Annotated in this window: 22 protein-coding genes and 4 pseudogenes; 6 read left to right on the forward strand and 20 right to left on the reverse strand. The window is 31.8% G+C overall.

What is annotated here, in order from left to right:
• Nucleotides 1-85: 85 nt before the first annotated feature.
• The 5 genes and pseudogenes from ACI48Q_RS19935 to ACI48Q_RS19955 all read right to left on the reverse strand — a co-directional run bounded on the left by ACI48Q_RS19935 (nucleotide 86) and on the right by ACI48Q_RS19955 (nucleotide 3,302).
• Nucleotides 86-1,504, reverse strand: a complete 1,419-nt coding sequence (locus ACI48Q_RS19935) for a sensor histidine kinase (RefSeq protein ID WP_474920869.1) — start codon at nucleotides 1,502-1,504, stop codon at nucleotides 86-88.
• Nucleotides 1,505-2,158, reverse strand: coding sequence for a response regulator transcription factor (locus ACI48Q_RS19940; RefSeq protein ID WP_474920870.1), 654 nt, complete (start codon nucleotides 2,156-2,158; stop codon nucleotides 1,505-1,507).
• A gap of 403 nt (nucleotides 2,159-2,561) precedes the next feature.
• Nucleotides 2,562-2,705: pseudogene (locus ACI48Q_RS19945) on the reverse strand (IS66 family transposase); the annotation flags it as partial.
• A gap of 238 nt (nucleotides 2,706-2,943) precedes the next feature.
• Nucleotides 2,944-3,087: pseudogene (locus ACI48Q_RS19950) on the reverse strand (PC4/YdbC family ssDNA-binding protein); the annotation flags it as partial.
• A gap of 5 nt (nucleotides 3,088-3,092) precedes the next feature.
• Nucleotides 3,093-3,302: a hypothetical protein gene (locus ACI48Q_RS19955; protein ID WP_474920871.1), complete on the reverse strand. Its 210-nt coding sequence runs from the start codon at nucleotides 3,300-3,302 to the stop codon at nucleotides 3,093-3,095.
• 221 nt (nucleotides 3,303-3,523) lie between these two features.
• On the opposite strand from ACI48Q_RS19955, the gene ACI48Q_RS19960 reads away from it, so the two are divergent.
• Together ACI48Q_RS19960 and ACI48Q_RS19965 are read left to right on the forward strand one after the other, a co-directional pair.
• The gene (locus tag ACI48Q_RS19960; protein WP_474920872.1) at nucleotides 3,524-4,078 is read left to right on the forward strand and encodes an AAA family ATPase; all 555 of its coding nucleotides are present in this window, start codon (nucleotides 3,524-3,526) and stop codon (nucleotides 4,076-4,078) included.
• A gap of 428 nt (nucleotides 4,079-4,506) precedes the next feature.
• The gene (locus tag ACI48Q_RS19965) at nucleotides 4,507-5,499 is read left to right on the forward strand and encodes a phosphotransferase (protein WP_474920873.1); all 993 of its coding nucleotides are present in this window, start codon (nucleotides 4,507-4,509) and stop codon (nucleotides 5,497-5,499) included.
• A gap of 486 nt (nucleotides 5,500-5,985) precedes the next feature.
• On the opposite strand, the gene ACI48Q_RS19970 is transcribed toward ACI48Q_RS19965, so the two are convergent.
• From ACI48Q_RS19970 to ACI48Q_RS20015, 10 genes and pseudogenes are all read right to left on the reverse strand, one after another.
• Nucleotides 5,986-6,543 (reverse strand): HNH endonuclease family protein, encoded by a 558-nt coding sequence (locus ACI48Q_RS19970; RefSeq protein ID WP_474920894.1) that lies wholly within the window; start codon nucleotides 6,541-6,543, stop codon nucleotides 5,986-5,988.
• Between the two features lie 284 nt (nucleotides 6,544-6,827).
• A complete protein-coding gene (locus ACI48Q_RS19975; protein ID WP_474920874.1) occupies nucleotides 6,828-7,253 on the reverse strand; it encodes a hypothetical protein in 426 nt (141 codons plus the stop codon).
• 348 nt (nucleotides 7,254-7,601) lie between these two features.
• Nucleotides 7,602-7,745, reverse strand: a pseudogene (locus tag ACI48Q_RS19980) (PC4/YdbC family ssDNA-binding protein); the annotation flags it as partial.
• Between the two features lie 225 nt (nucleotides 7,746-7,970).
• Complete coding sequence (locus ACI48Q_RS19985; protein ID WP_474920875.1) at nucleotides 7,971-8,615, reverse strand: Type 1 glutamine amidotransferase-like domain-containing protein; 645 nt, start codon at nucleotides 8,613-8,615, stop codon at nucleotides 7,971-7,973.
• A gap of 735 nt (nucleotides 8,616-9,350) precedes the next feature.
• A complete protein-coding gene (locus ACI48Q_RS19990) occupies nucleotides 9,351-9,572 on the reverse strand; it encodes a YdbC family protein (protein ID WP_474920876.1) in 222 nt (73 codons plus the stop codon).
• Nucleotides 9,573-9,728: 156 nt separating this feature from the next.
• Nucleotides 9,729-10,001, reverse strand: a complete 273-nt coding sequence (locus ACI48Q_RS19995) for a hypothetical protein (RefSeq protein ID WP_474920877.1) — start codon at nucleotides 9,999-10,001, stop codon at nucleotides 9,729-9,731.
• Between the two features lie 212 nt (nucleotides 10,002-10,213).
• Nucleotides 10,214-10,633 (reverse strand): annotated as a pseudogene (locus ACI48Q_RS20000) (GTP pyrophosphokinase); the annotation flags it as partial.
• 146 nt (nucleotides 10,634-10,779) lie between these two features.
• Complete coding sequence (locus ACI48Q_RS20005) at nucleotides 10,780-11,685, reverse strand: restriction endonuclease (protein ID WP_474920878.1); 906 nt, start codon at nucleotides 11,683-11,685, stop codon at nucleotides 10,780-10,782.
• Between the two features lie 459 nt (nucleotides 11,686-12,144).
• Complete coding sequence (locus ACI48Q_RS20010; protein ID WP_474920879.1) at nucleotides 12,145-13,347, reverse strand: alpha/beta hydrolase family protein; 1,203 nt, start codon at nucleotides 13,345-13,347, stop codon at nucleotides 12,145-12,147.
• Nucleotides 13,348-13,927: 580 nt separating this feature from the next.
• A complete protein-coding gene (locus tag ACI48Q_RS20015) occupies nucleotides 13,928-14,818 on the reverse strand; it encodes a LysR family transcriptional regulator (protein ID WP_474920880.1) in 891 nt (296 codons plus the stop codon).
• 146 nt (nucleotides 14,819-14,964) lie between these two features.
• Here ACI48Q_RS20015 and ACI48Q_RS20020 point away from each other — a divergent pair, with 146 nt between their 5' ends.
• The gene (locus tag ACI48Q_RS20020) at nucleotides 14,965-16,410 is read left to right on the forward strand and encodes a pyridoxal phosphate-dependent decarboxylase family protein (RefSeq protein ID WP_474920881.1); all 1,446 of its coding nucleotides are present in this window, start codon (nucleotides 14,965-14,967) and stop codon (nucleotides 16,408-16,410) included.
• Between the two features lie 432 nt (nucleotides 16,411-16,842).
• On the opposite strand, the gene ACI48Q_RS20025 is transcribed toward ACI48Q_RS20020, so the two are convergent.
• The 4 genes from ACI48Q_RS20025 to ACI48Q_RS20040 form a co-directional block, all read right to left on the reverse strand.
• A complete protein-coding gene (locus ACI48Q_RS20025) occupies nucleotides 16,843-17,463 on the reverse strand; it encodes a response regulator transcription factor (protein WP_474920882.1) in 621 nt (206 codons plus the stop codon).
• Entirely contained in the window at nucleotides 17,432-18,997 is a 1,566-nt protein-coding gene (locus ACI48Q_RS20030) for a sensor histidine kinase (RefSeq protein ID WP_474920883.1), read from the reverse strand. The genes ACI48Q_RS20025 and ACI48Q_RS20030 overlap by 32 nt, the downstream gene beginning before the upstream one ends.
• A gap of 108 nt (nucleotides 18,998-19,105) precedes the next feature.
• Nucleotides 19,106-21,118 carry an ABC transporter permease gene (locus ACI48Q_RS20035; protein ID WP_474920884.1) on the reverse strand — a complete coding sequence of 671 codons (2,013 nt, stop codon included), beginning with the start codon at nucleotides 21,116-21,118 and terminating at the stop codon, nucleotides 19,106-19,108.
• A gap of 12 nt (nucleotides 21,119-21,130) precedes the next feature.
• Nucleotides 21,131-21,880 carry an ABC transporter ATP-binding protein gene (locus ACI48Q_RS20040; protein ID WP_474920885.1) on the reverse strand — a complete coding sequence of 250 codons (750 nt, stop codon included), beginning with the start codon at nucleotides 21,878-21,880 and terminating at the stop codon, nucleotides 21,131-21,133.
• Nucleotides 21,881-22,090: 210 nt separating this feature from the next.
• On the opposite strand from ACI48Q_RS20040, the gene ACI48Q_RS20045 reads away from it, so the two are divergent.
• From ACI48Q_RS20045 to ACI48Q_RS20055, 3 genes are all read left to right on the forward strand, one after another.
• Nucleotides 22,091-22,504, forward strand: a complete 414-nt coding sequence (locus ACI48Q_RS20045) for a DUF3888 domain-containing protein (RefSeq protein ID WP_474920886.1) — start codon at nucleotides 22,091-22,093, stop codon at nucleotides 22,502-22,504.
• A gap of 394 nt (nucleotides 22,505-22,898) precedes the next feature.
• Nucleotides 22,899-23,393, forward strand: a complete 495-nt coding sequence (locus ACI48Q_RS20050) for a matrixin family metalloprotease (protein WP_474920887.1) — start codon at nucleotides 22,899-22,901, stop codon at nucleotides 23,391-23,393.
• 24 nt (nucleotides 23,394-23,417) lie between these two features.
• Nucleotides 23,418-24,029 (forward strand): hypothetical protein, encoded by a 612-nt coding sequence (locus ACI48Q_RS20055; protein ID WP_474920888.1) that lies wholly within the window; start codon nucleotides 23,418-23,420, stop codon nucleotides 24,027-24,029.
• A 438-nt stretch (nucleotides 24,030-24,467) separates the two neighbouring features.
• Here the strand turns inward: ACI48Q_RS20055 and ACI48Q_RS20060 are convergent, their stop codons facing one another.
• On the reverse strand, nucleotides 24,468-24,893 hold the full coding sequence (locus ACI48Q_RS20060) for a YhfM domain-containing protein (protein ID WP_474920889.1): 426 nt from the start codon (nucleotides 24,891-24,893) through the stop codon (nucleotides 24,468-24,470).
• Nucleotides 24,894-25,380: the final 487 nt, after the last annotated feature.

Here is a 25,380-nt window from a genome sequence, read left to right on the forward strand (position 1 = left end):
AATTTAGTAGCAACGTTGACTACAATTAAAGTATATCCTTGGAACATATTGTAACTATGGTTTAGTTGTAATATAGTTGTAAAATCTATAAAAATATTATTTTTATGGAAGTCCCGTCCCCGATTTTACTCTCTATTTTTATTTCTGCTTCGTGAATTCGAGCTATTTCAGCGCAAATCGCAAGTCCAAGACCAGCCCCATTAACTGATCCAGTTCTCGATTTATCTACCATATAAAAGGGTTCAAATACTTTTAATAACTCTTTCTCTTCAATGCCTATTCCTTCATCTTTTATTTCAATTACTATTTTTGAATCTTTGTTTTTATATCCATTTAAATGTATTTTTGAGCCACTATTAGACGCTTTGATGGCATTATCTATTAAATTGAGGATCAAATTTTTTATTAAATCTCTTTCTACTAAAACTTCCAATTCTTCTGCTGAAATAAGAAATTCTATATTTTCACTTTCCAACCTAGGCTTTAAAAAGTCTTCAATTTCACATAATATAATCTTTAGATTCTCCTTTTTCATTTTGAAATTTTCCCTTTTCAGCAAAGTTAAATCCATCATTTTAGAAGAAAGTGCCTCTAACCTTTTTCCCTCCTGAAAAATATTATTTAACCCTTTTAAAAATACTTCCTCATTATATTTTGTAGAACGAAGAAAATCTGCATAGCCTATAATAGACGTTAACGGTGTTTTTAATTCATGAGTTAGGTTATATATAAATCTTTGTTTTTGCTCAGAATTTTTCTCTAATTCTTTAATTTTTTCTTCTACAGCCTCTGCCATTGTATTAAAGTTTTGAGATAACATCCCTATTTCATCATTTGTATTGACAACTATTTTTCCCGAAAAATTTCCTTGTGCTATGCTTTGAGTAGACTTTATAAGATTATTTATAGGCTTTATTATACGATTAGTCAAAATATAGATTCCGAGTGCCAACACAATAATGATAAGTACATTTACATTTAGAAAAAATAAATATTGGCTTTTTCGCTCTTGATAAATCTCGCTTATATCTCTTATATATGAAAATTTAATTTTTTGGTTGTCTATACTTAATAAATTGGTTATAAATAAATAAGTTCTCCCACCTACATCTCTTATAATATATTGTCTTCTATCTAAAAGTGGATTTTGAAATTCCTCTCTTTCATCTGGAAGCTTTATGTCTGTACTGCTGAAAATCTTGTTATTATTCTCATCTAAAAGTTCTATGTTGATATCTTGATCATTAAAATTAGATAAAAAACCTTTTATGATACTATTTAAAATATCATTTTCATTTTTCTCATACATCATTGTACTGTTTTTAGTGACAGATAGAATAATTCTTACCCCAGAATAAATGCTTAAATGCTCACTTAATCCTCGATCTACCTCCTTTTTTAAACTTAAGTTATGATTATTTTCTATTACAATGATTCCGCCTAAATTAAATATGAATAAAAATAAAAGTAAAAAATTCATGATTATTTTTTGTCTAAGCTTCATTTATTCCTCCAACCTATATCCATATTTATATACAGTTTGTATCTCATCCCACAAGTCTAATTTTTTTCTCAATTTTTGAATATGCATATCTACTGTTCTCGTCTCCCCAATATAGTCATAACCCCAAACTTTGTCTAAGATTTTTTCTCTGGATAAAGCAATGTTTTTATTTTGTACTAAAAGCTTTAATAATTCAAATTCTTTTAAAGTTATATCTACGCTCTTTCCATCCTTTTTAGTCACTCTCTCATTTAAAAAGATTTCTAAATTTTTAAATAATAAAATATCCTCCTTCTTACCATAACGCCTTAAAACTGCTTCTACCCTAGCTAACAGTTCCACCGATTCAAAGGGTTTTATTATATAATCATCCGCACCCATTTTCAACCCTTTTACCCTATCTGCAATTGCATTTCGTGCTGTTAAAAATATTACAGGTATTTGAATGCCTCTTATATTTTCCATAATGCTGAACCCATCTAATTTAGGGAGCATTACATCTAAAATGATTAAGTCGAATTTTTCTTCTTTAATTAACTTTAATGCTTCTTCGCCATCGTAAACCTGTTTTACCTCATAATTCATCATATTTAAATTCAATTTGATTAAATCTGAAATTGATACATCATCCTCTACAATTAAAACTTCTTCCATTTGTAATAAATTCACCACCTTCAATAAATTCTTATAATATAGAGGAGCAACTCCCCTATTAAATATGAAAACAGTATAAAAGTTTCTTCTATATATATAAATCATAATAACTTCCTTACCATAAGTTGTCTATAAGTTGTAATGTTTTTGTAAAATTTTAGTTACTACTCAGCTATGCAAAAATGCTCACAAATCTGAATTGCAAGAAAATGACCTTTCCCCAATAAAATAGACAGCTAAAACTCGTTGTATCTCGTTTTTTGGTAGATTATCATTATATTTTAAATTTATGTAAGCGCTCAATCTTAGAGCGCCTTGATGTTAAAAACGGTTCTGCTAGAATATATAGCAGAACCGTTAATATTAATCATTGCTATTACCACACCACTTGGGCAGTATTTCTTCCATCTTGAAGAAAAGCATTTAATGTCTCCTTCTGGTTAAGTGCATATGTTACTGCCTTTCCAAGATTTGAGCCTTGTAATACGCTAAGTGATGAAACCCATGCCCAATAAGCATCTAATACAGGTTTTGCCTGCTTTAGACGCTTTTCGTTGCACTCTAATTGTTTTTAAATTCCTAATCTATCTATCTGAATCCAATACTCTGAAATTTTTTCATTTTCTATTCTATATACCGCACTGGCCATTTGTATCACTGGGAGTCCTGTAGACTAGAAAAATTCTTTCCTATATATCTCTCTTAAAATTAATCCTAAAAAATATTAAAAAACCTTTAACCTATGCATCCTTGCATTGGTTAAAGGTCCTATGTGTTCTTATTAATTATATATCCATACTATTTAATAATTCTTTTAGTGACTTTAGCTCTTCTTTTGTTAAGGTAACACCTTTTCCAATCTTATTATGCTCTGACTCCCAATCTCTTAAATCATATTTTGCCTCTTTACCATTCCAGCTAATTAAAGAGAATGTTAATTAAATGATAGATTATAGTAGCTTCTAACGATTGTCGGTATCGGTTCATAATATGCACTACTATTGTGATCTTCAATAATATTACAAATTTCCGAATTATAAACTCTTATTAATCCTTGAATATAGTCTTCCTTAGGTTCCAATGTATTAAGGATTAATACTTGTGGTCTTTCTACTACACTTCCACCACCATAAAATAATTCCATATTATTTTCCTGCTTGCCCCTTATATTAATCAACTTCTATCCCTGAATTTATTAAAATTAACTGAGGACATATATTCTTCAAATTCACGACAAGCCTGACCTGATAAGATAGTTATAAATGAAGGAAGTACTCCGGCTTAAAACTTCAGCAAATAAAAGTCTATTTTTCAAACAATTTTACTGATAAACTTATAAAATAACATTAAAAGGAGGAATTAATTATGTTGCAATCAGCCCCAATCATTATTATCTCAGGTCCTCCCGGCGCCGGGAAAAGCACTATTGCTCGACAATTCACAAAGCAATCTATTTCTGCCCTTTCCATTCACATGCATACAGATGACTTCTATAAATATATTCAAAAAGGATACGTTCATCCATGGTTGCTTGAAGCACAAAATCAAAATATCGTTACGCTCGAAGCATTTAAGGCCAGTGCAACTCGCTTTGCCTTGGGAGGTTATGAAACAGTTGTAGACGGGATTGTCGGCCCTTGGTTTTTAGAACCCTGGTATCAAGCTGTTAGTGAGGGGCTAGATGTCCATTTCATTGTTTTGCGTCCAAATGAAAAAACAACAATTGCACGTGCAATAGAACGACAAGGTTCTGAGGCGTTGGTAAATCCTGATGTTGTCTCAACCATGTGGGGACATTTTGCTAATTTAGGGAAATACGAATCACATGTTATTGATACGACGAACCTAAACATTGATGAAACCGTGACAGCCGTTATGAAGTTGGTGAGTAGCGGAGCAATGAAACTATCAAAAACATAATGCAATGGCCTTATTAAACCCAGACAATACAAAAGCTAACAAAAAGGTATTTTAGCAAGAGGATTAGAATGATACGTAAGAAATTTTCTGATAAAAATAAAAAAACATTACTTCAAATCAAATGTAAATTCGAATTCAAGTAATATTTTTACTTATTTAAGTCTTATGGATGGGAAGTGCTTAGCTTTAAGTTTTTTCAATGACTAAAGATATTATCTAAATGATATTTTGCATGAATTAAAATTAGCTCGAGCGAGTGACATAATACTTCCCTAATTCTATTATACTAGGAAAGATGTACTAGATACAAGACTTGTTATGAATTGATTTTTTACATATACTTATACTTAGTCAGTGCTGTTTGCAAAGAATTGATTTGTATTTGCGCAGCTAGTGCCATTCTAAATAACTCATTTGGAGGAGATATCATGATTCCAGAAACAAAACAAACTGCTGTTGAAAATGCCTTACAGAAAGCCTTTGGAGTAAGTACTTACGAGGAAATCAGAGAATTGACGGCTGGGCTTACGTCGGCTTTAGTGTTTCGCATTATTGTAAAAGGAAAACCTTACTTGCTTCGCATCATTATGAGAACCGATGCAATGGCTGATCCGACACAGCAATTTGCTTGTATGAAGATAGCAGCTGAGGCTGGACCTGCTCCTCGTGTCTGGTACACGAGCGTAGAAGATAGAGTTTCAATCACTGATTTTGTAGATGCTCAGCCACTTTCAATCGCTGAAGCGAAAACTAAATTGGCTGATGTGCTTCGAAACCTACATGCATTACCATCATTTCCAAAAGGAATAAATAGCTTAGATACGGTTGATATTGTTGAGGGATTCATACAGAAATTTAAGGAGGCTAAAATTCTTCCGGAGCATATGACTGAGGAACTATTTCAGCTTTACGCACCAGTTGTAAAAGTTTATCCACGTCAAGATGATCAGAATTTTGTTTCATGTCACAACGACTTGAAGCCTGAGAATATTCTCTTTGATGGGGAAAGTGCATGGCTTGTAGATTGGGAAGCAGCTAGTTTAAATGATCGCTATGCAGATTTGGCTATGGTAGCAAATTTTGTGATTATGAATGAAGATGAGGAAATTGCTTATTTACAAAGATATTTTGGAACAGAAGTTACTGAGTATCAACAGGCACGATTTTTCCTTATGCGTCAAGTGAATCATATGTTCTACTTCACTGTCTTTATGTTATTTGGTTCGGCAGGTCAAGCGATTGATTTGAATATGGAAAGACCAGAGTTTAGAGATTTTCACAATCGCATTTGGGAAGGTGAAATAAGTTTAGCCAGCAATGAAGCGAAATTGCAATATGCGTGGGTTCATATGGAACAACTTTTAAGTAACTTGCGAACAGAGCGATTTAAAGATGCAGTGGCTATTATCTCCTCTTATTAAGAAAAATACTTCGAAGATAATATTTAGCCGTCTTAAATTCTTTAAACTCGTATGACTGTTATTCTTCTTAGAATAACGACATTCATTATGATATTCTTTTATTAGCTAGATATATCTTCATAATAGAGCTATTTTTGGTGATTCTAATATACTCTCACACTATATATAGTTGATTCATATAATAAATTAAGAAACAATTATATATGTATTGCTTTTTAAGGGTATTACTATAGTGACAAGCAAATAACTCCTGTATTAAAAGTCAATCTAAATAATAATTCTATAAATGTACTATTTAATGACTTCCGAATCTTATAAAGATAAAAAGCCATGAACCCTTTAATTAGAGTTTATGGCTTTTGATTATTTATCATATGGAATATCAATAGTCATACCCAGCAGTTTATCTTCATCATTAACTTTAATATCTAAATCACTTGCTTTATCCTTATAGAATGTTTTGGAAAAGGAAAAAAGAAAAAAGCATTAAACAAAATCAATATTTAGAAGTTCAACCTTATAACTATCGTCACCTATTTTTATATTCCAATTTGTTTCTAAAAACTTCAATAGCTCCATTCCTCTATCTTTAATTTCATTTGCAGTCCAATCATTTTTTAATGCTACTTTATTTTCAGAATAAGAACCATTGAAGTACCCTCTTTGCTTATCTGTATCTACTTTTTTAGCTGGAAAAGGTACATTCTGAAGACTTGAATTTTTACTTACTGATAAACGTAATAAAATTCCTAAAGAATTACAAAGCTTACCCCTTTGTTTATCATCATAATTTTTATATTTTTCAATCCAATATTCATATTCAGGAATCTGTGGATATATATGTTCAATTGTAACGAAATCCTTTTTATTAGTAATAAAATCATTCCAATCTATTTTTTGATTATTTGTTTTTGATTGCTCTTTTAAATACAATTCATATTCAAACAAAAAATATCTTAAACCACTCCAACTATAATAGCCATCATTTCTTTCAAATTTTTTATCAATATATACCTTAAAAAAATGAATATTCCCTTTGATAATCTGGAATTCTAAATAATTTTTCTATAAATATTTTAGATATTGATTGCAATTGCTCATCAGCCATACTAAGTCCCCCTATAAAATATTCTAATCATGTTTATATTATACATTTAAATTGAATAATTTAAATGTACCATAATAAACCATTATTTATAATACTTTACTATTTTTCTTTTTAAATCTTTATATATTTCATCTTCTTGATATGCCAATGAATAAAACACCCTAAAAGGCTAATAACTTAGTAGTTGAAAAATATCTAGTATATCTATTTGAGATGCTTTCTAAATTATAAATCTCCATTGCAACTTATCTGCTACTATAAATGTATTCATAGGTTCACTTAAAAGTTTATTTTGACATGGCGCTTCTGGATCGAAGCAATCATTATTAGCCCAAAGGATGTATCCTTCATGCATAGACAAATAACATGATGAAATATCACTAAAATAGTTTTCTTCATATCCTATTAAATTCATACGTCGCAAACCAATAAACTGTAATTGAAGTGTTTTCAATACCATTTGACTTTGAAAACTAACATTCAATTTAGCAGTTTCTGCACTAGAACCTGCCATTGCTCCATCTTCATTAACACTTGCACCACTAACATAGTCAACTTTACAGATGCAAGAATCATGAAAACCACAATATTCTTCTAGCAAATGCTCAATATCATCATTAGTCTTTATTATATTCCATTCACTCATAATATTTACTCCCTCCTAGTATAAAAGACTACTTTATCAGTAATCTTGTGAATTGTACATATTAATCATCAAATCCAAAATACATAATATATCCTTTACCTCTTCCTCCATTAAAGATTTACCATCAAGGTCAAATTCCAATTCTCCATATTGTTATATTTATATAAATATAACAATATATAGATTTCATGCAGGTTTACGCCAATTTCCCCTCTTTTTAATAACCAATCTTCACTAGAAAAATTCTTTTCTCCATATATATATCTTAAAATTAAGCCTAAAAAATATTAAAAAACCTTTAACCTATGCATCCTTGCATTGATTAAAGGTCCTATGTGTTCTTATTAATTATATATCCATACTATTTAATAATTCTTTTAGTGACTTTAGCTCTTCTTTTGTTAAGGTAACACCTTTTCCCATCTTATTATGCCCTGACTCCCAATCTCTTAAATCATATTTTGCCTCTTTACCATTCCAGCTAATTAAAGAGAATGTTAATTAAAAGATAAGTTATAAAGGTATTTTATTAAATCTATCGATATTTTTGATTCATTCTCTTCAATTATTTCAAAAATGCTTTCACACACTTTTATACGATTTTTAATACTACCACCACAGTTAGATTATACTGTGTGGATGCTCTTTTTCTTTTGTGTCTGTCTATATATAGCCGAGTAACTTATGCATAAATTAGGTCACAGCCACTCACCCTAATTAGAGCGTCTCAACCAATTTCTGAATCTTTGAGTGGGAAATTAAATATACATTGCCTATAATGTCGATTTTGCTGCCCTTTACACGTACAGCACCATCTTTGTCTGCCGCCACATAAACATCCATTTTTTCTGATAAAGGGAAACGTTCCTCAATCAGCGCGGTGTTATCATGATCAAAATGAGCTTCAAAAGAAAAGTGATTAAGAGCCATACCTTCATAAATAGTGCATTCATCCACATATTCATCGGACATGTTCATCCCACCAGCACTTGTTCCCATTACAACAGCATTACTTTTTTTAATCAAATCCGATAATTCATATTCCATCAAAAGGTGCTTTTGGTGCCGCGGGTATCCACCACATAAAAAAACCACAGAAGCGTTTTGAATTAATCGCTGGGCATCTTCCTTCTGTGTGCGGTGATCAATTAAATGATATTCATCAAAAAAAATGTTAGCCTGATTAAACCATGTCCTTTCAAAAACACCATCAATATTAACTTGCTCATCTTTATAATCAGACGATTCAGCACTAATCATAACAAGCGATTTTCTGTCTGTTATATCCTCATGCAACACATTGACTAACTTCTCAGAAAAGCCCTTATCATAAAACCAATCTAAGTAATAGTGAGTTTTCATACGTAATTACCTCCATATGTAATATTTGCATTCATCCATTCTGCTTATCAAAATCCATAGCGCCAGGCGAGATAAAAATGCCTATAGTAATATCAAGTGATTCTTAGGTTCAGGTGGAGTTTGCTTAAGAGGAATACCTCACTCCATCTGAACCTTAGAGGAACTTATCTAGGGACGTGCAGATGTTACCCCCCACTTTAAAGAAGATGGGGTGTTACAGCTGCTAGTCATCAGATAAATTTACAGCACCTACACAACTCAAGTACTAAGCGCAGATATGGAAACTACCCTACTACAGATAATATCAAAGGAGTCATTTAATGTCAATCCAGCCTTTTTAGCCCTAACCGCACACCAACCACATCTCATCCTAATACCGCAACATCCTTGAAATATTAAAGGTTTTAGTCACCTCGCTGATAGTCATATAAAGAATGAATGTTGACGTGCTTGTATTATCGTACGAATTCATGCTTTACGCCTTTCTCTATTTAATATTTATCCTCAATGATAAATTCCAATTCCCCATATTCTTTTATTGTTATATTGTTATATTGTTATAAATATATAGGTTTCATACGGGTTTGCACCACTTCACTCTCTTTTTAATACCCAATTGTCACTAAAAAAATTCTTTCATCCATACATATCTTAAAATTAATCCTAAAGAAATATTAAAAAACCTCTAACCTCTGCATCTTTGCAGTGGCTAAAGGTTTTATGTGTTCTTATAAATTATATGTCCATACTATTTAATAATTCTTTCAGTGCCTTTAACTCTTCTTTTGTTAAAGTAACACCCTTTCCCATCTTCTTATGCTCTGAGTCCCAATCTCTTAAATCATATTTTGCCTCTTTATCACTCCAGCTAATTAAATTTAATTCCTTTTTCCATCCCTTACTTGATTCTGAAATTGTTCCTAAAGTTTCTTTTATTTCAAATTTAATATCTGCCATATTATTTTCCCTCTTACTTTCTATACTAAATTTCTAGTTTTCATATTTTCTATATCTTACTCAATATTATATCCAACTTATCAATGATGATAAATATTATGTAGGATAAAAAAACAGAGCCTATTATATTTCAGTAAACTCTTGCACAAACGCTTATTACTTAATGTACCTATCTATAATTTCAGCTAAGTCCGTATATTCTTCACTCCAACCACTATCAATTGCAATTTCTTGCAAATCACCAGTAGGAGCAAATAAAAGTGAAATTTGCTTATCACACGAAAAATCATTAGCTTTAAGTTTAGATATATATAACTCTAAGTCATTAACTAATTCTTCTTCACTTCTATACGTTGAATAACTTAAATCCATTTGATAATTTCCAATTATTTCTTTTACCTTTTCTAAAATTTTTATAATTTCTTTCATTTAATATACCATCACCATCGCCATTGTAAGAACATTATTTCTTAATGAATTCATTCTATATGTCTTATGCCACCACCAAATGACCAGTAATTCCTCTCAACAAAGTCAATAAACTTATCTGAAAATTGATCCTCTGAACAACTTTCTGGAACTGATACACAACCATTTATTTCAATTTCTTTAGTATTAATAAACTCTCTGTCTCCCTCTTCTTCAAGGGCATCAAGTATTCTATCTGAAGCTTTACGGTACTTTTCTATTCTTTGATAATCCTTTTCTGTAGAATTTGTAATTCTTGATAAATCCATATTATCACATAAATCAGCCAACTTAACATAACAAGCTATTTTATTATTAATAATCCTGCTTATAAATTCATCATAGCTTTCATTACTTCTCCTTGTTAAAGCATCTAAAACAGATAATATTTCTTCTGAAAAACCTTCATTTCTTAAGTAATCTAATGTAATATCTGTATCTTCAATTACATCATGAAGCACTGCACATACTCTCTCTATTTCATTTATTCTTGAAAACATTAATCGTAGTGGATGTAATATATAGGGTTTACCAGCTTTATCAATTTGTCCTTGATGTGCATTTGCTGCTATTAGTATAGCTTTTTCAAGCATATTAACACCTCCATAAAATAGTTAAACTCTCAGTCCATCTTTCCACTCATTTCTTGTTTTAATATGTATATCTGCTCTTTTTGTGAGAAGGCAGTACTACCGTTTCTAATACATTACAATCTATAATCATACCCCCACAAAACTTATTACTCTAGATATTCATTAAACACATCGGTATCAATCGCTTTAATTTCAAAAACTTTTTTAACTGTAACACCAAAGTTATGCTCAATCATCAACTTCGCTAATTTTTCACCATCAATTAAAATAATGTGCTGATGTTTGGCATACTCAGATGCCTGTTTGGAGAATTTCGCAGTTGTTACAAATAGCCCCTTACCACCCTTACCTGAAATAGCACCTACAAAGCTCTGTACATCAGGTCTCCCTACTGTACTACTTAAGTCCCATTTCTTGGCTTGAATATAAATTAAATTGAATCCAAGTTTGTCCTCCATAATAATACCGTCAATACCTTCATCTCCAGTGATAGCCGTAGTCTTTCCAGCATTTTCAAATGCACCATACCCCATTTTTGATAGTAAATCAATGACCATTTGCTCGAATGCAGTGGGTGAAAGCTTTACAACCTCCGCCAAAAGATCATCTGCTAAACTTTTATTGATTTTTCTAAAAGAATCTTCAAAGGTATCATCTGGTGTATCTTTTGTATTATTTGAAGTATCACAATTAGTTTGTATATCCGGAGCTCCACCCTGAAACTCTCTAAAGCTTTCAAATCTCATTAAGTAATTGCTATCAATAACGCTGGGATTGTCATTAAGTACTTTTAAGCCATCACTAGTTATAGCAAAGGTAGCCCGTGCAGGACTATCAATTAAGCCTGCCTTCTTTAAGTACGTCCTTGCCCAACCAATACGATTGACAAATACTGTTTGTCTTCCACTAGGAAGTATTTCTGAAAGATCTTCTTCTGTCAAATTAAAATACTTACTTACATGCTGCTTTAATTCTTTCAATGTATGTAACTGACCATCTTTTAGGTACTCTAGAAAAGGTTTGTGCATCTCATAGTATTTTGGTAATTCCATTTTAATACCTCCCAATATTGCATAGACATTAATTAATCTGCTTTTCATCCAGCTTCTTGCTTCCTATAAACATCCTTTGAAAACATATTCCATAAACCATATAACAAAATCATTTATCTCTAATTAACCAAAAGTGATCTTGTATAATTATTAATTTCAAATTCCTTAATTGCTGTTCTTACACATATTTCTTTTATTATACATTTTTTATCAAAATATTTCTATTATTACACTAAAAAGAGACTAAGTTTAAATGTCATTTTATTGACTTAGACTTAGCCTCTAATATTATGGTGTTTTCTTAAGTAACACTATCTATATGATAATCAAATCAATTAAATTAAAGTAAAATACTTCAATGAATCTTTGATTGCCTCTATACTTAAGATTAGGAGGCAATACATAGGTGAAAGATGTGACAGAATGGATTACCGTTTTAGCCTCCACACAAAAATCTATTTACCTTAGCTCCGTTGTCACCTCTGGATATCTATCAATCCTATCGTCAATTAAAGGCTCTTTTATTCCCTTAAGATATTTATTAAAAAATGACAGTATATAATCATTCATGATATTTTCTTGTTCATCACCATCGATTTTACCTAATAAATCAGATCCTATACTTTTTACCCCAGGAAGTAAAATTGTCATGTCAGTGAAATCATTATGCTCGGCTTTATCCACTGCCACAATTAACATTTTCTGTTTTGGATGATACCCATCTATTATCATTTCTTTACCTTCTGAACATGTCATGAGCATGAAAGGCTGTGAAAGATTATTATAGATAAGAAACGGTGAGCCATCCATATTTATTCCTGCCTTGAAACGCTTATCCACTGCACAAACCTGACCAGCTGTTGCTCCTCCGAAAGAATGTCCAAAAACGCCCATATTGTTTACGTCCAATTTATCTTTAAACTGACTAAAAATTTCCCCTTTATTGAGCTTCTCTATCTGATTTGTAACAAAAATGGTGTCATCCCGCCAAACATTAAGACTTTCAAAAACTGTCCCTTTTTCGTCAAGGGTTTGTTTGTAAAATTCATAATTAGAAGTACCTTCAAGATAAGAGTATTTATCCCAATCATCATTTAATTTATTAATCTGTTCTTCATTAAACGGAATACTTGTCCCATCAGGAAATCTACTATCAGCAGCTTCATAGGTATGGGCAATACTGAAAACAACGTACCCATTGCTGGCTAATGTTTCCATTTGTGCAGTACTCTGTCCTATAACTCCTGTATGGCCGTGAGAAAAAACGATTATTGGATATTTGTGTTCTTGTGTAGAAATAGGAACCTCCCTATAGCTGTTAGTTTTGACTGATGCGAGATGTCTCAACACATAAGGCGTACCTAAAACTCTTTCAAAATTTTTTAAACTTTCTTTTTCCATATAGAATTCTGGTTCCTTATCTCTACAAAACTTTTCTTCTGTAGGATACCACACTTGAACAGGAAGCTTTCTCTGTATATTCGAATTTGCATAAATTTCTTTGCGAGAATTATCAGTGAAGCTAAATAATTGAGTACCGACTTCATATTTCCCCTTGGGACTAGGTAAATCTACTACGGGCAGAATTAAATGAATAGCGATTATTAACAGTAGTATGACCCCAAATAAGCTAATCATTACTATTTTTGTTGTCTTAGACATAATAAATTTCATCTCCTTATTTATGTACCAATCACAAATTAGAATTATACTTCTCCATAGACATAAAGATTGCTTTTACCTTAACTCTTCAATTTTTTTTAATAATGGAGAACTCATCTTGCAAAACGAAAAGCTCTCCATCATCATTTTTTTAATCTGAATTCTTTATTTACTATATTCACAAAATACAATTTTAGTCATTTCATCTATTTGATTATCATTTAAATAAGGTACCTCAGGATATTTAGGTATTCCCATTTTATCAACTCCTTTATATCAATGTTAGTGTTATTAATATTATATCAAAACTTTTAAAAGTCCTAATTTAAAATTCATCACAATGTAAATACTTTACATTTCCCTATAAAGTTATTTAATATACTTACTTAATGCCTTCAGTATTTCTTCCCTTCCGTCGAGTACCTTAATAATATCCCTAATGTCCTATTCCTTTATTAACATAGAATTCATAGGGAAGATCAACTTCTTCAAATACTTTAATCATTTCTTCTTGCTCTTCAAATGCAAAAAGCCCATAATACTATAGGCTTTTTCTCTGTATTTAAGATTTATAATGATGTTATTCTTTTCTATAGAAATCTTGAACTATTTTAATAAATACCTGCATTTGTGGAGTCACCCATTTGTTCTTATGATAAAGGAGCTGACTACACATCTGAATGGTAGGGATATCTGTTTGAATCCTTGATAACATGCCATGCTTAATTGCCTTTTTTACGGAAAACAAAGGCAGAAAAGAAACTCCTACGCCTTCTTCTAGCAGATGGATTATGGTTTCAGTATTTCCGATTTCCAACACAGGTCTAATCTCCATCTCCTGTGCGGCAAGCATCATTTCCAGTTCGTAGCGGTAGCTTCCACCCTTTTCTGTCAATATGAATGGCTCTTTTATAATATCTTGTAGGTCAATCTTTTGTCCATCTATTAGAGAATGTCGGCTCGAGGTCACGAAAACAATATCTTCATCTTTCTGCACAGCTCGTACCCATTCTGAACCGTATACCTTTTGATCTAATGTAAAGAGTAGGTCTATGTCATTGCATTTAATCATATCTATCAATTCTTTTGTCTTAGCAGTTTTTATAACAGTCTCTACCTGAGGACAAACGCGATGAAATTGCAGCAATAGTTCTGGAAGTATAGCTGTACATAGAGATTCTACTCCTCCAATGCGAAGAGCCCCAGTTGTTAGATCATCATTAGATGCAAAGGTTATAGCTGCATTGGTGACTCTCATTATTTCATTGGCATGAAGAATAAATGCCTCTCCTCGCTCTGTCAAGTTCACTTGTTTGCCAATTCTTTCAAAAAGTTGTGTCCCAAGCTCTTTCTCCAATTGCTGCATCTGAATTGTGACGGTGGACTGAGAGTAACCCAGCTGCTCTGCCGCCTTTGAAAAATTTCTTGTTGCTGCTACCCTCAAAAAAGTTGCAATGTTTCTAAATTCCATTTTTTATCACCTATTAATTTTTTTAATATATATTATGAAATCTATGAATTTTACAAATATATGGCTCCATGGTACTATGATTAATGAGGAATGTCAAATTTTACTTTGACGTTTCCAATATACTAAATATGTAAGGTGACGATAAGATGAATAAAGAAAAAATGACATTAAATAATGAATTACAGCATGCAATGGAGGATTTTATTCAAGTATTTTGTGATGATATACGGGATTTACCTTCTCAAAGTGTTATGCAGCAAGCTGATGAAAACCAAATTGCAAAGCTGAAAAAAATTGGCATACCTTCTAAAGGATGCCCTATAAATACAGTTGTAACCGAAATGATGGAAGACGTTTATAAATATAGGGCTCGTGCAAATCATCCACGATTTTTTGGTTTTGTTCCAGGACCTGCATCTATGCTATCCTGGTTTGGTGATGTTATGACAACTGCTTACAACATTCATGCTGCAAGCTGGGCAGTAAGTCCTGCAGCAAGTTGTATCGAGCAGGAATTGATTAGTTGGCTCTCTTCTCAAGCAGGCTATACAGAAAAAGCTGGAGGACTATTTGTATCTGGAGGTTCCATGGCAAATATGACAGCACTGACTGCTGCCCGTGATTCCATATTGAAAGAAGAAAACCAATACTTAGGTGTTGCCTATGTTTCAAATCAAACTCATAGTTCTGTAGCAAAAGGTTTGAGAATTATAGGAATTCCAAACAGTAGAATCAGAAAAATACCTACTGATCCTTGGTTCCGAATGGATATAAAACAATTAAAAGCTGCCATTGAAAAGGATGTAGCAAATGGGCTCATTCCATTTGTTGTAATTGCAAGTGCTGGAACTACTAATACTGGAAGCATTGACCCGCTTCAAGAAATATCTTCTTTATGTCAAAGTTATGGCATATGGATGCATGTTGATGGTGCATATGGAGCTTCTATCTTATTATCAAAAAACTATAAACATCTGCTTAAAGGAATTGAAGAGGCAGACAGCATCAGTTGGGATGCGCACAAGTGGCTATTTCAAACCTATGGCTGCGGCATGATATTAGTAAAAGATAAATCAAATTTGATTAATAGTTTCAATGAACATCCAGAATACTTGAAAGATTTAGAAGCAAAAGAAGATCAAGTGAACTATGGAGATATGGGAATAGAACTTACAAGACCAACTCGTGGTCTCAAATTGTGGTTTACACTTCAAGTGATGGGATCTGACGCTTTTAGCGATGCAATAGAACATGGATTCCAGCTTGCAGAGTGGGCAGAGGATGAATTGAAAAAGAAAAGAAATTGGGAAATCATTTCTCATGCACAACTTGCCATAGTAAATTTCCGTTTTGCACCCTCCAACTTAACGGAAAAACAAATAGATGAACTTAATCAAAACATATCTAAAGCAATCATTAATAATGGCTATGCAGGCGTATTTACTACAGAACTAAACGGCAAAAAAGTTCTGCGTATTTGTGCACTTCATCCAGATGCTACAGAAAGCGATATGAGAAATACAGTCAGTCTTCTAAACAAATATGCCAAAGAGCTTTATCAATCAATGATATCAATGAAAATTAGCAGTTAATATTTTTAATAACTTCTGATTTATAGATTTGGCTAACTATAGGGTTCTACAATAAAAATTTAACTTACGCATAATTTTAATTTCCATAATAAAATTTGGCTTTGTTTTAATGCAGTGTTGATAACGAATTATATATTATTACTCACAATCCGTTTCGCAATAATATATAGTTCTAAAATCAACAATTATTTAAAACAAAGCCTAAAATTTAATAGTGATGTAAGCTATATTTATAAAAAAAAGTATTGAGCTGGGATTTACTCAATACTTTTTTCTATTTATATTACTTTTTTAGCACCCAATAAGGCATAGCTGGAACTTCATCTTGATATATTGGAATTTTTACATCCTTTCGTGATGGTCCATAAATAGCTTTATTTCAATATACAAAAAAATGCCTACCCATTAGGGGTAGGCAGATACATATTGGCTTCAGCATATAGGCGGAATATATCCTAACTGAATAGCCTTTGTAACAGCTTCTACTGATGACGAAACACCTAACTTATCAAAGATATGCTGTAAATGATTTGATAGAGTTCTTTCGCTTATATATAATTCTTGTGCAATGTCCTTGCGTTTTTTGCCGTTACAGATAAGTTGCAGTATTCTCTTTTCAACGCTGGTTAACTCTTCAATCATTACGGTATTTTCCTCATATGGAAAGCAAGTGCCCCCACTATAAACACGAAGTAATGATGCAATCAGATTTTCTGGATTAATACTTTTATTAAGAAATCCGCTAACCCCTATTTTCTTTGCTTCGTGTCTATAAACAGGAAGGTCATATCCTGTAAGGATGATTATCTCCACAGCAGGATTAGCATTTAATAATGCAGATGCCAATTCCAAGCCGTCTGCATGGCTAAGTTTTCCAAGATTAATATCCATTAAGACAATATCAATATTCTTTTCATTCACTATCTTATCCAATGAGTGAATGTCTTGGGTTGTATATAACTGCTCAATTTCATGGTAATCTTCCAAAGCTATAGATAAGCTTTTAGCAAAAAGAGTGTGGTCATCTACTAACAAAATATTTATAAGAATCATCTCCCTTCATTGGAAGTGTGATTTGTATGCAAATTCCGTGTAGTATATTATCAGAAATAGTGACAAAGCCTTCCATGCTTTTGACCTGTTCTTTAATTGAAAAAATACCCTTGTGTTTTGTAATGTCAACAGAATCTATACAATTTGCTTTTGTTGTTCCGTTATCACTAACATTTAGTTTTATGATGCCTCTTTCTTGTAATAGTGTTATCCAAACACGATTTCCATCTGAATGTTTATACACATTCGTTACCAGTTCTTTGATTAGGCGATATGTCAATGTATCATATGGTTCTACCAAAAATAAAGTGTCAGAACACTCAAATGACGTAAAAATGTTGCATTGAGGAAACGACAAAGAAATGGATTCAATCAGATTTTGATAGTTCTCTTTTGTAGTTAAATTCTTCAAAATCACCGGATGATAATCCTGCATTTGATTTCTAATCAAAATGTTCAAATTCTCAAGGGTGTGAGTAATGATTTCCTGTACATCGGGGCGTTGTGCTTTCCCCATCATATTTTTTATTGATAGTAAATCTTGCAAAACATCATCGTGCAGGAAATTAGCAAATTCAGTTTTCAAACTTTCTTCCTGCTGTAATTGTTTTAACGCAGAATTATACTCACTTTCTTTAATAATTAAGTTATCGCCTTTTTTCAAATTTTGACCTAATATGATATTACAAAGGAATACCAACACAAAAAACAGATTCATGCCTATAATAAGTTCACCATAGCTGCTCTTCAAGCAAGATACTACTAATCCGATAATCGCAACAGCTATAAAGAATATAAGTAAGAATTGCTTTTTGCTAAATATAGTAGAGAGGGGTTGACCTGAATGCTCTTTCAGTGATATTCCGTGAACGCTTATAAAAAATAGAATAACAGGTAAGTATATGCCGAAATTTCCTATGTGGTCAGGAACATTTATAGTTGCGAAATAGTATGCAGTAAAACAAATTACACTGATTAAAAGCGAAAGAATAATATATTTTTTTTCGCTTTTAAAAAAAAATAGTGTTCGTTTTCGATGATAGATAATAATAAACAAAAAACATCCTACACTCACCAAAAACTGTATTCCATACGTATAGGCAAATGCAATATCTGAAATAGCTGAGCCCATAATCGAACTGATACAACACACAAGCAACAGTAATTCTGTTATTTTACGAAATTTGTATCCGCTTCCTTGAAATAAAAATATAAATGTAAATCTTATAGAAGCATACCATATGATTGGACTCAATGCAGTAAAAACAAAGGCTGTAATTTGTGTCGTTTCAAATGACAAAAGCACATACCAACTATTCAATGCTAACAATCCGCAAAATGATGAAAGAATTTTATTTTCTCTAATATTGCAAGAACTGATATATGAAACATCAATAAGGATAATTGATGAAATCAATAAAAGAACAATGTCTTTCAAATTTAGATCTGTTCTGATATTTATAAGCCAACCCATATGGAGGATAAATAGAATATGATTTATTAAAAACAGAAATTTAACAACCAAATGCTTCATGCGTTACCCTCCTTTGAAATTTTGTATTTTTTAATTGTAGCATTTTTAGCTGAACAAATAAAGTATGCCCAATTGCCGAACACCATTTGTACGGCAATTGAGTTATCATCATCCTTTCAGTACTGTTTTATAGCAAGTGCGGATGGTAAGCATGTAGTATATAAAGTAAATTGCTGCGGTTAAGGCTATTGCAATAGCAACAGGTATATATTGAATAAATGCGCTGCCAAGCAATTTTTGCATTAGTCCAGACTTATAGACCAAAGTAGCGAAAATGCTATCCAACAAACCAAGTAAAAATGGAATACTGAAAAAAGTCAATACTTGCTTTCTGATAATCTTTTTGACTTTCTTATCTGTAAACCCCATTTTCTGAAGAATTTCATAATCAGATTTAGAATCTGTAATGGCTGTAATATTATTGAAATACAGGATACTTCCTGCTGCAATAAAGAAAAGAACCACAAGAAAGCCTATTAATAAAAATGTTGAGCTATTCATTGAAAATAAATTATTTATTCTATGGGAATAACCCTGCAAATAAGGGCTGCTGTTGAGAAAATCATTAATTTCATCATACAGTTCCTCATTATCTTCAACAACTTTACCGTTAATGCTTAGAATACTTGTTATAGGAGGTTCAGATTCCTTGATTTTCTCATATACATGGTCACTGACAATAAGTGTTCCGATACTGTTTGCAAAGGAAATGGTATTGTTTAGTGTTGTTGCCTTTACTGTAAGTGTCAGAACATTATCCCCAATAAGTAATGGATAGTTTTTTCCGACTTCACTGCTGCCATCACTATTTGGCTGGTATTTTACTAAAATACCTTCGTCGTCATTTAGCTCAGTAAGTTGTTTTAATACATCCCATCTGCTTTGAGCTTCTAATAGCAATTTATAATTTGAAAAAGAAATACACTCAAATCCTGCTTCCCTTAAAATATTTTCATTATTAGCATCGCCCTTTGCTGTTCCGACACCATATTCAACAGGAAGTTCTTTAGCAGAAGATGTGACCTTGAAGATATCAGTGCGTATGAAAGATATTTTATCATTTGAGGAATCATATTGACCAATAATTTGTTTCACATCATTTATTTGGTTTTCTTTCTCAATCCTAAACTCGATTTCTGACGGAGCCATACGAGAAACAGCAGCAATGGGATAATACAGAGTAAGAGCCATAACGCATGAAACAGTTAATGTTGCAGCAGATAGCAGCGTAAGCATAATCAATGTTTTGGAATTTGAGCGAATACGATAGATAAAATTAGGTGTAGTTATAATTTTTGTTTCTGTATAAAAGCTTCGCTTGTTTTTTTTACTTTTACACATAATGTAGGGAAGAAAAGATGAGATAAAAAGCGCTGTGCCCAATACAACCAGCAGCATAGTTAATAATCCTATGGGAGAAAAACCAATGGTGTTCCAAAGTGATTTAGTCCCACGCAGAATATCTAACGCCAAAGCATACCCTGAAAATATCATAGCAAACCCTAAAAAACCAGGTATTTTTCGGATTTTCATTTTTCTTTCTGCACTTTTTTCAAACCTTACCAAATTCATAAGAGAAGTCTTGAAAAGAAATCTTCCATTTGAAACCGCTAAAACAATACTAACCAATAATATAAAACAGGTTGTCCTGATAATTGCGTTTACATTAAAAAAAGGAATTTGAGAACCATCAATTGACAGCTTCAGGAGATCTGTAATGCCTAAAACAATTCCTTTATGCATGATTGACCCCAACAGTAGTCCTATAACAAATCCACCCCCACAGACTAGAACATTCTCAAAAGTAAGTAATGATAATACGGTGGATTTACGATAACCAATCAGGGCGTAAATTCCGAGTTCTTTTGTACGGCGTCGCAGAAAGAAACGATTAGAATAGGTCATATAAAAGATAACAAATGCCATCAAAAAAATAGAAATGGTGTTGCTCATCGTTTCCACTCGTCCGTCTGTCGATATTTTTTCAAGCATTACTTCGTTCATAGAAAACGAGGTAAAAGCAAAAAAAACAGTAATTACAAAAGAAATCGAAATTAAATAAAGAGCATAGAAAGAGAAATTCTTCTTAAGATTTTTAATTGCCATGGAAAAAACATTCATTGATTTAACCTCCTATCTCTGCGTATCTAACTTGGCTACTTCTTCAATAATGGACTCATAAAAGTTACGCCTGTTATTTTCTTTGTTAAGCAATTCATTGATAATATGACCATCCTTGAAAATCAAGATGCGTTTTGCAAAACTTGCTGCATAAGCATCGTGTGTCACCATTAAAATAGTAGTTTTCATTTCTTGATTTGCTTCATATAAGGTGTTTAGCAAATCAGTTGCAGAATTAGAATCTAAAGCTCCGGTGGGTTCATCAGCAAATAAAATACTTGGTTTCTTCACAATGGCTCTTGCAGCAGAAGCCCGTTGCCTTTGTCCTCCAGATAGCTCGCTTGGGTATTTGTTTAACTGAGAGGCAATGCCAAATCGTTCTGCCAAATTTCTAACCATGCTTTCTATCTTTTTGGGTGGTAGTTTTTGAAGTGTAAGCGGCACAGAAATGTTCTCAGCAATTGTAAGGCTATCTAGCAAAAAGTACTCCTGAAAAATGAAGCCTAGATTATCTCTGCGGAAATCGGCAGCCTCCGTATCACTAAGGCTTTTCAAATTCACTTTATTTATCAAAATATCACCACTTGTAGGGATATCAATGGTGGATAATACATTGAGTAATGTGGTTTTTCCAGAACCCGATGCCCCCATAATACCTATAAATTCGCCTTCGGCAACACTGAAAGATACTTTGTCCAAACTTGGATGCTGCCCTTTTTTATATACTTTTGTTACTTCTTTTGCTTCTAAAAGTGTACTCATTATGCAAATCTCCTTTTCTTTTATTGTTACTAGTATACAATTTCAAAGAGAAAAGCGAATGAGTAATTCAAGCAAGAATTTTTGCGTGAATTACTCATTCAACGGATGAAGTAATGTAGTATGATTATATCCTTTTAGGGTTTATGGCCTTAGCTTTGTTCCATTGTATATTTTTTCTTACATTACAAACCATAATATTGAGGTGATATGATGATTATAAAGCTAAATATATTATTCTTAGCTTTAACTTTAATGTTATGTTGTATATATGTTACTCCAGTATCGGCTATAACATCTAATAATTCCCCTGATATCTATAAGTCTAATAATGAAAACAGGCAACCTCTTAAAACTCCTGAGGGTGATTTACTTATTCGTGTGTTTTATCCTTATATACAGAATGCATTTAAAGAGCAGAATATACTTAATTATGGTTTTGATGAACGACTATCAACTGTTTTATCTGTAAATAAATTATCAACTTCGGAGTATGAAGTTAAATTTTATATAGGAATATCTACTGATCAAAATAAGCCGTCCTACGGAATTTATGTAGTTACTGTACTTACTGATGGATTAAGCACAAAAGTAACTAGCATAGAGGCGAGAGGTCCTATTTCATAACTTTAATGACTTCCGAATCTTCCAAAGATGAAAAGCTATGAACTTGTTTAAGTTCATGGCTTTGGTTTTGTTTGTTAATATCTAATATAGCACTTATTACCTCATTTTACGCATTTATTACTTCTTCATACTTCATAATATATCATTTATTATCTATTACTTGGTATTTATTACTTAAATGTAAAATTTTCAACATATTGTATTATAATTTAATAAATACTACGATTAAAGTTTTCAACTCATCATTATTCCTAATAATATTACTCCCATACTAAAAAATATCCGACAGTACTATAAAGGTTAAATTTATGTTGTTTTAATACTTTGTTCTTGGTAATAGTTTTAGAACTAAAAATTAGTTCTAAAAAATTTTATTAATAAAGGAGAGTTTAAAATGAAAAAGAGAAAAATTTTATTTAGCTTAGTATTAGGAGGAACTATTTTATTTTCAAGTTCACTTCCAGCATATGCACAAGCATATCTTAATTCTTGGGATTTGGTGGATTCAGGCAAACATTTAGATTATGACGGAAACAGTAAGTATATGTCCAATATAAAAGCAGGTGTTGCTAAATGGGAAGATTATAAGCCAGGAGTAATTAGACAAGATTCAGCCAGTGTAGTGCAAGATGTATATGTATATGATATATACGATATAAGCTCAGTAAATGCGACAACTTATTCTAGTGGTTATATCGAAATGAACACATACAATCTTGACAAACAAGGCAGTACACAAACAACAAGAGTAGCTACTCATGAATTAGGACATGCCTTAGGTTTAGGTCATAGCACAAGTAGTGATATTATGTATGCATATAGTATTTCCACTTCATCTTTAACTCAAAATGATAAAGATTCTTATGATGCTGCATATAAAAAGTATTAAAATTTTAAAACGGGGGTATTTAGAGTGAATAAAAATTTTAAAAAGATTATCGGTACACTATGTATGACAGTTGCAATATTAGGTGTTGCTTCTTATGGGTATGCTAAAACATCAGCCAAAAATAATGAAAATTTACCAATTACAAAAATATGTGCTTCTTATGCGATTAATGTAAATAATCTTGAAGAATTGATTGGAGATGCAGATTATGTATTTGTTGGTGAGGTTTTAAAAAACGATGGTGTAGAATATAAAAAACCTGTAGTCGTAGAAACAGAGTTAGGTTCGAAAGAATATAAAAGTCCATATACTAATTATTCATTGAAGGTTGTTGAAAACATAAAAGGTAACTTAGTCTCAAACATTGAAATTTCAAAAGTGGGTGGGACAAGTAGCGATAAAAAAACTATTTTTGTATATGAAGGTGATGTTTTACCAGTTGAAGGTAAAACATATATATTTTCAGCATATGGTCAACCAGATGGAACTTTGTTAGTTTCTGGCGCAAATTCTAATCAAGAATTAAATTTACAAACAAAAATATCAAGAGAGAGTCTTTATTCAAAGTATAAAGAAGCATTAGAAAATCAAATTGTTAGAGATAGGGAAAGATTTGAATCTATATATGAAGAATAGTATTAGGAAGTAAATCAAGAATGGAAATTTAATATGAACTGAAATAGTGATGGTTACAACATCACTATTTTTTTGATGATATTTTATTTATTTCCAAAGTCGGTTTGAGCATTGCCCAATGTCTGAAAGCCACTCCCTCGCAAAGCGACGCATTTAAGCATACAAAATGAGGACTGATACTACTATTGTCAACATAAATAAAGAGTGCAGGTACTAGTGCCTGTATAAAGTTATGTGGCGTGAACTACCTTCACCTATAGAAGTGTAAGCTTCTTGGTCAATATTCCTAACGGAACAAGTTTACCCAAGCTAATTTGTATAAATTTCTTAACAGTACTAGTTGAAGTATTTACAACCGATCTATTAAATAGTGTTCTAAGAGCTGCATTATCTGTTATTGATTCATAATAAACTAAAGATTGAACATTATCATTATTTTTAATTAGAATCCAATTCGTTTCCTGTAATCAGTTTAAATAACTCTACTGACACAGGTTCACTAATCTTAACAAACTTAGTCTCACTATCAATCACAAGTTCTACTTTACCCTTATCAGGACTTATCCACAATTCATAAACTATCTCACTTGTTTTTCCATTAGCGTCTTCAAAATAAAATTTATAGTGAGGAGGACATACCATGTTAACTGCTCCATCTTTCCAAGTAATGTTATCTAGAATATCCTTTACCTTTTTCACTTCTTCGCTATCAGTGATGTCATTGTAGTGTTCATATTTATCTTCTTCGCCAACTCGCTTTTCAACACCAATCATATTTCCTTTATTTTCAATACCATTTGAACAACCTACTACTATAAGCAAAAATACTGAAATAAAAATAATTAATATTTTTTGCAATTTCAAAATTATCCCACCTTTTCAGTTTATAATTTATACGATAAAACATTAAAGTTAGTTCCTATTAATTTAAAAGAATTTTTCGACAAAAAAATAAGCCATAGACCACACCTAAGTGCAATCCATGGCTCTAATCTATTTCCTATTCTCTATAATATACTTCATAACCTTTTTATAAGTATCATAGCCATCTATACTTATAATCTCTATATTACATTTAACTTGTTTACAGGCTTCTCCACCAACGCCGACAATTCTTCTAGCTGTTCCAACTTTGTATTGATGTGGTATTAATATATCCCAGCCAAAAGCTCTATTTAGATACTTAGCAGCAAGTTCATCTGTGGAGTTGTTAATTTTGCACCTTTCTCTATTAAAGGTTTATCATCAAGATTAAATTCCAATTCCCCATATTCTTATATTCTTATATTTATATATTTATATATTTATATAAATATAAGAATATATAAATATATAGGTTTCATGCGGGTTT

The sequence above is a fragment of the Clostridium sp. LXY-7 genome, assembly GCF_056172015.1.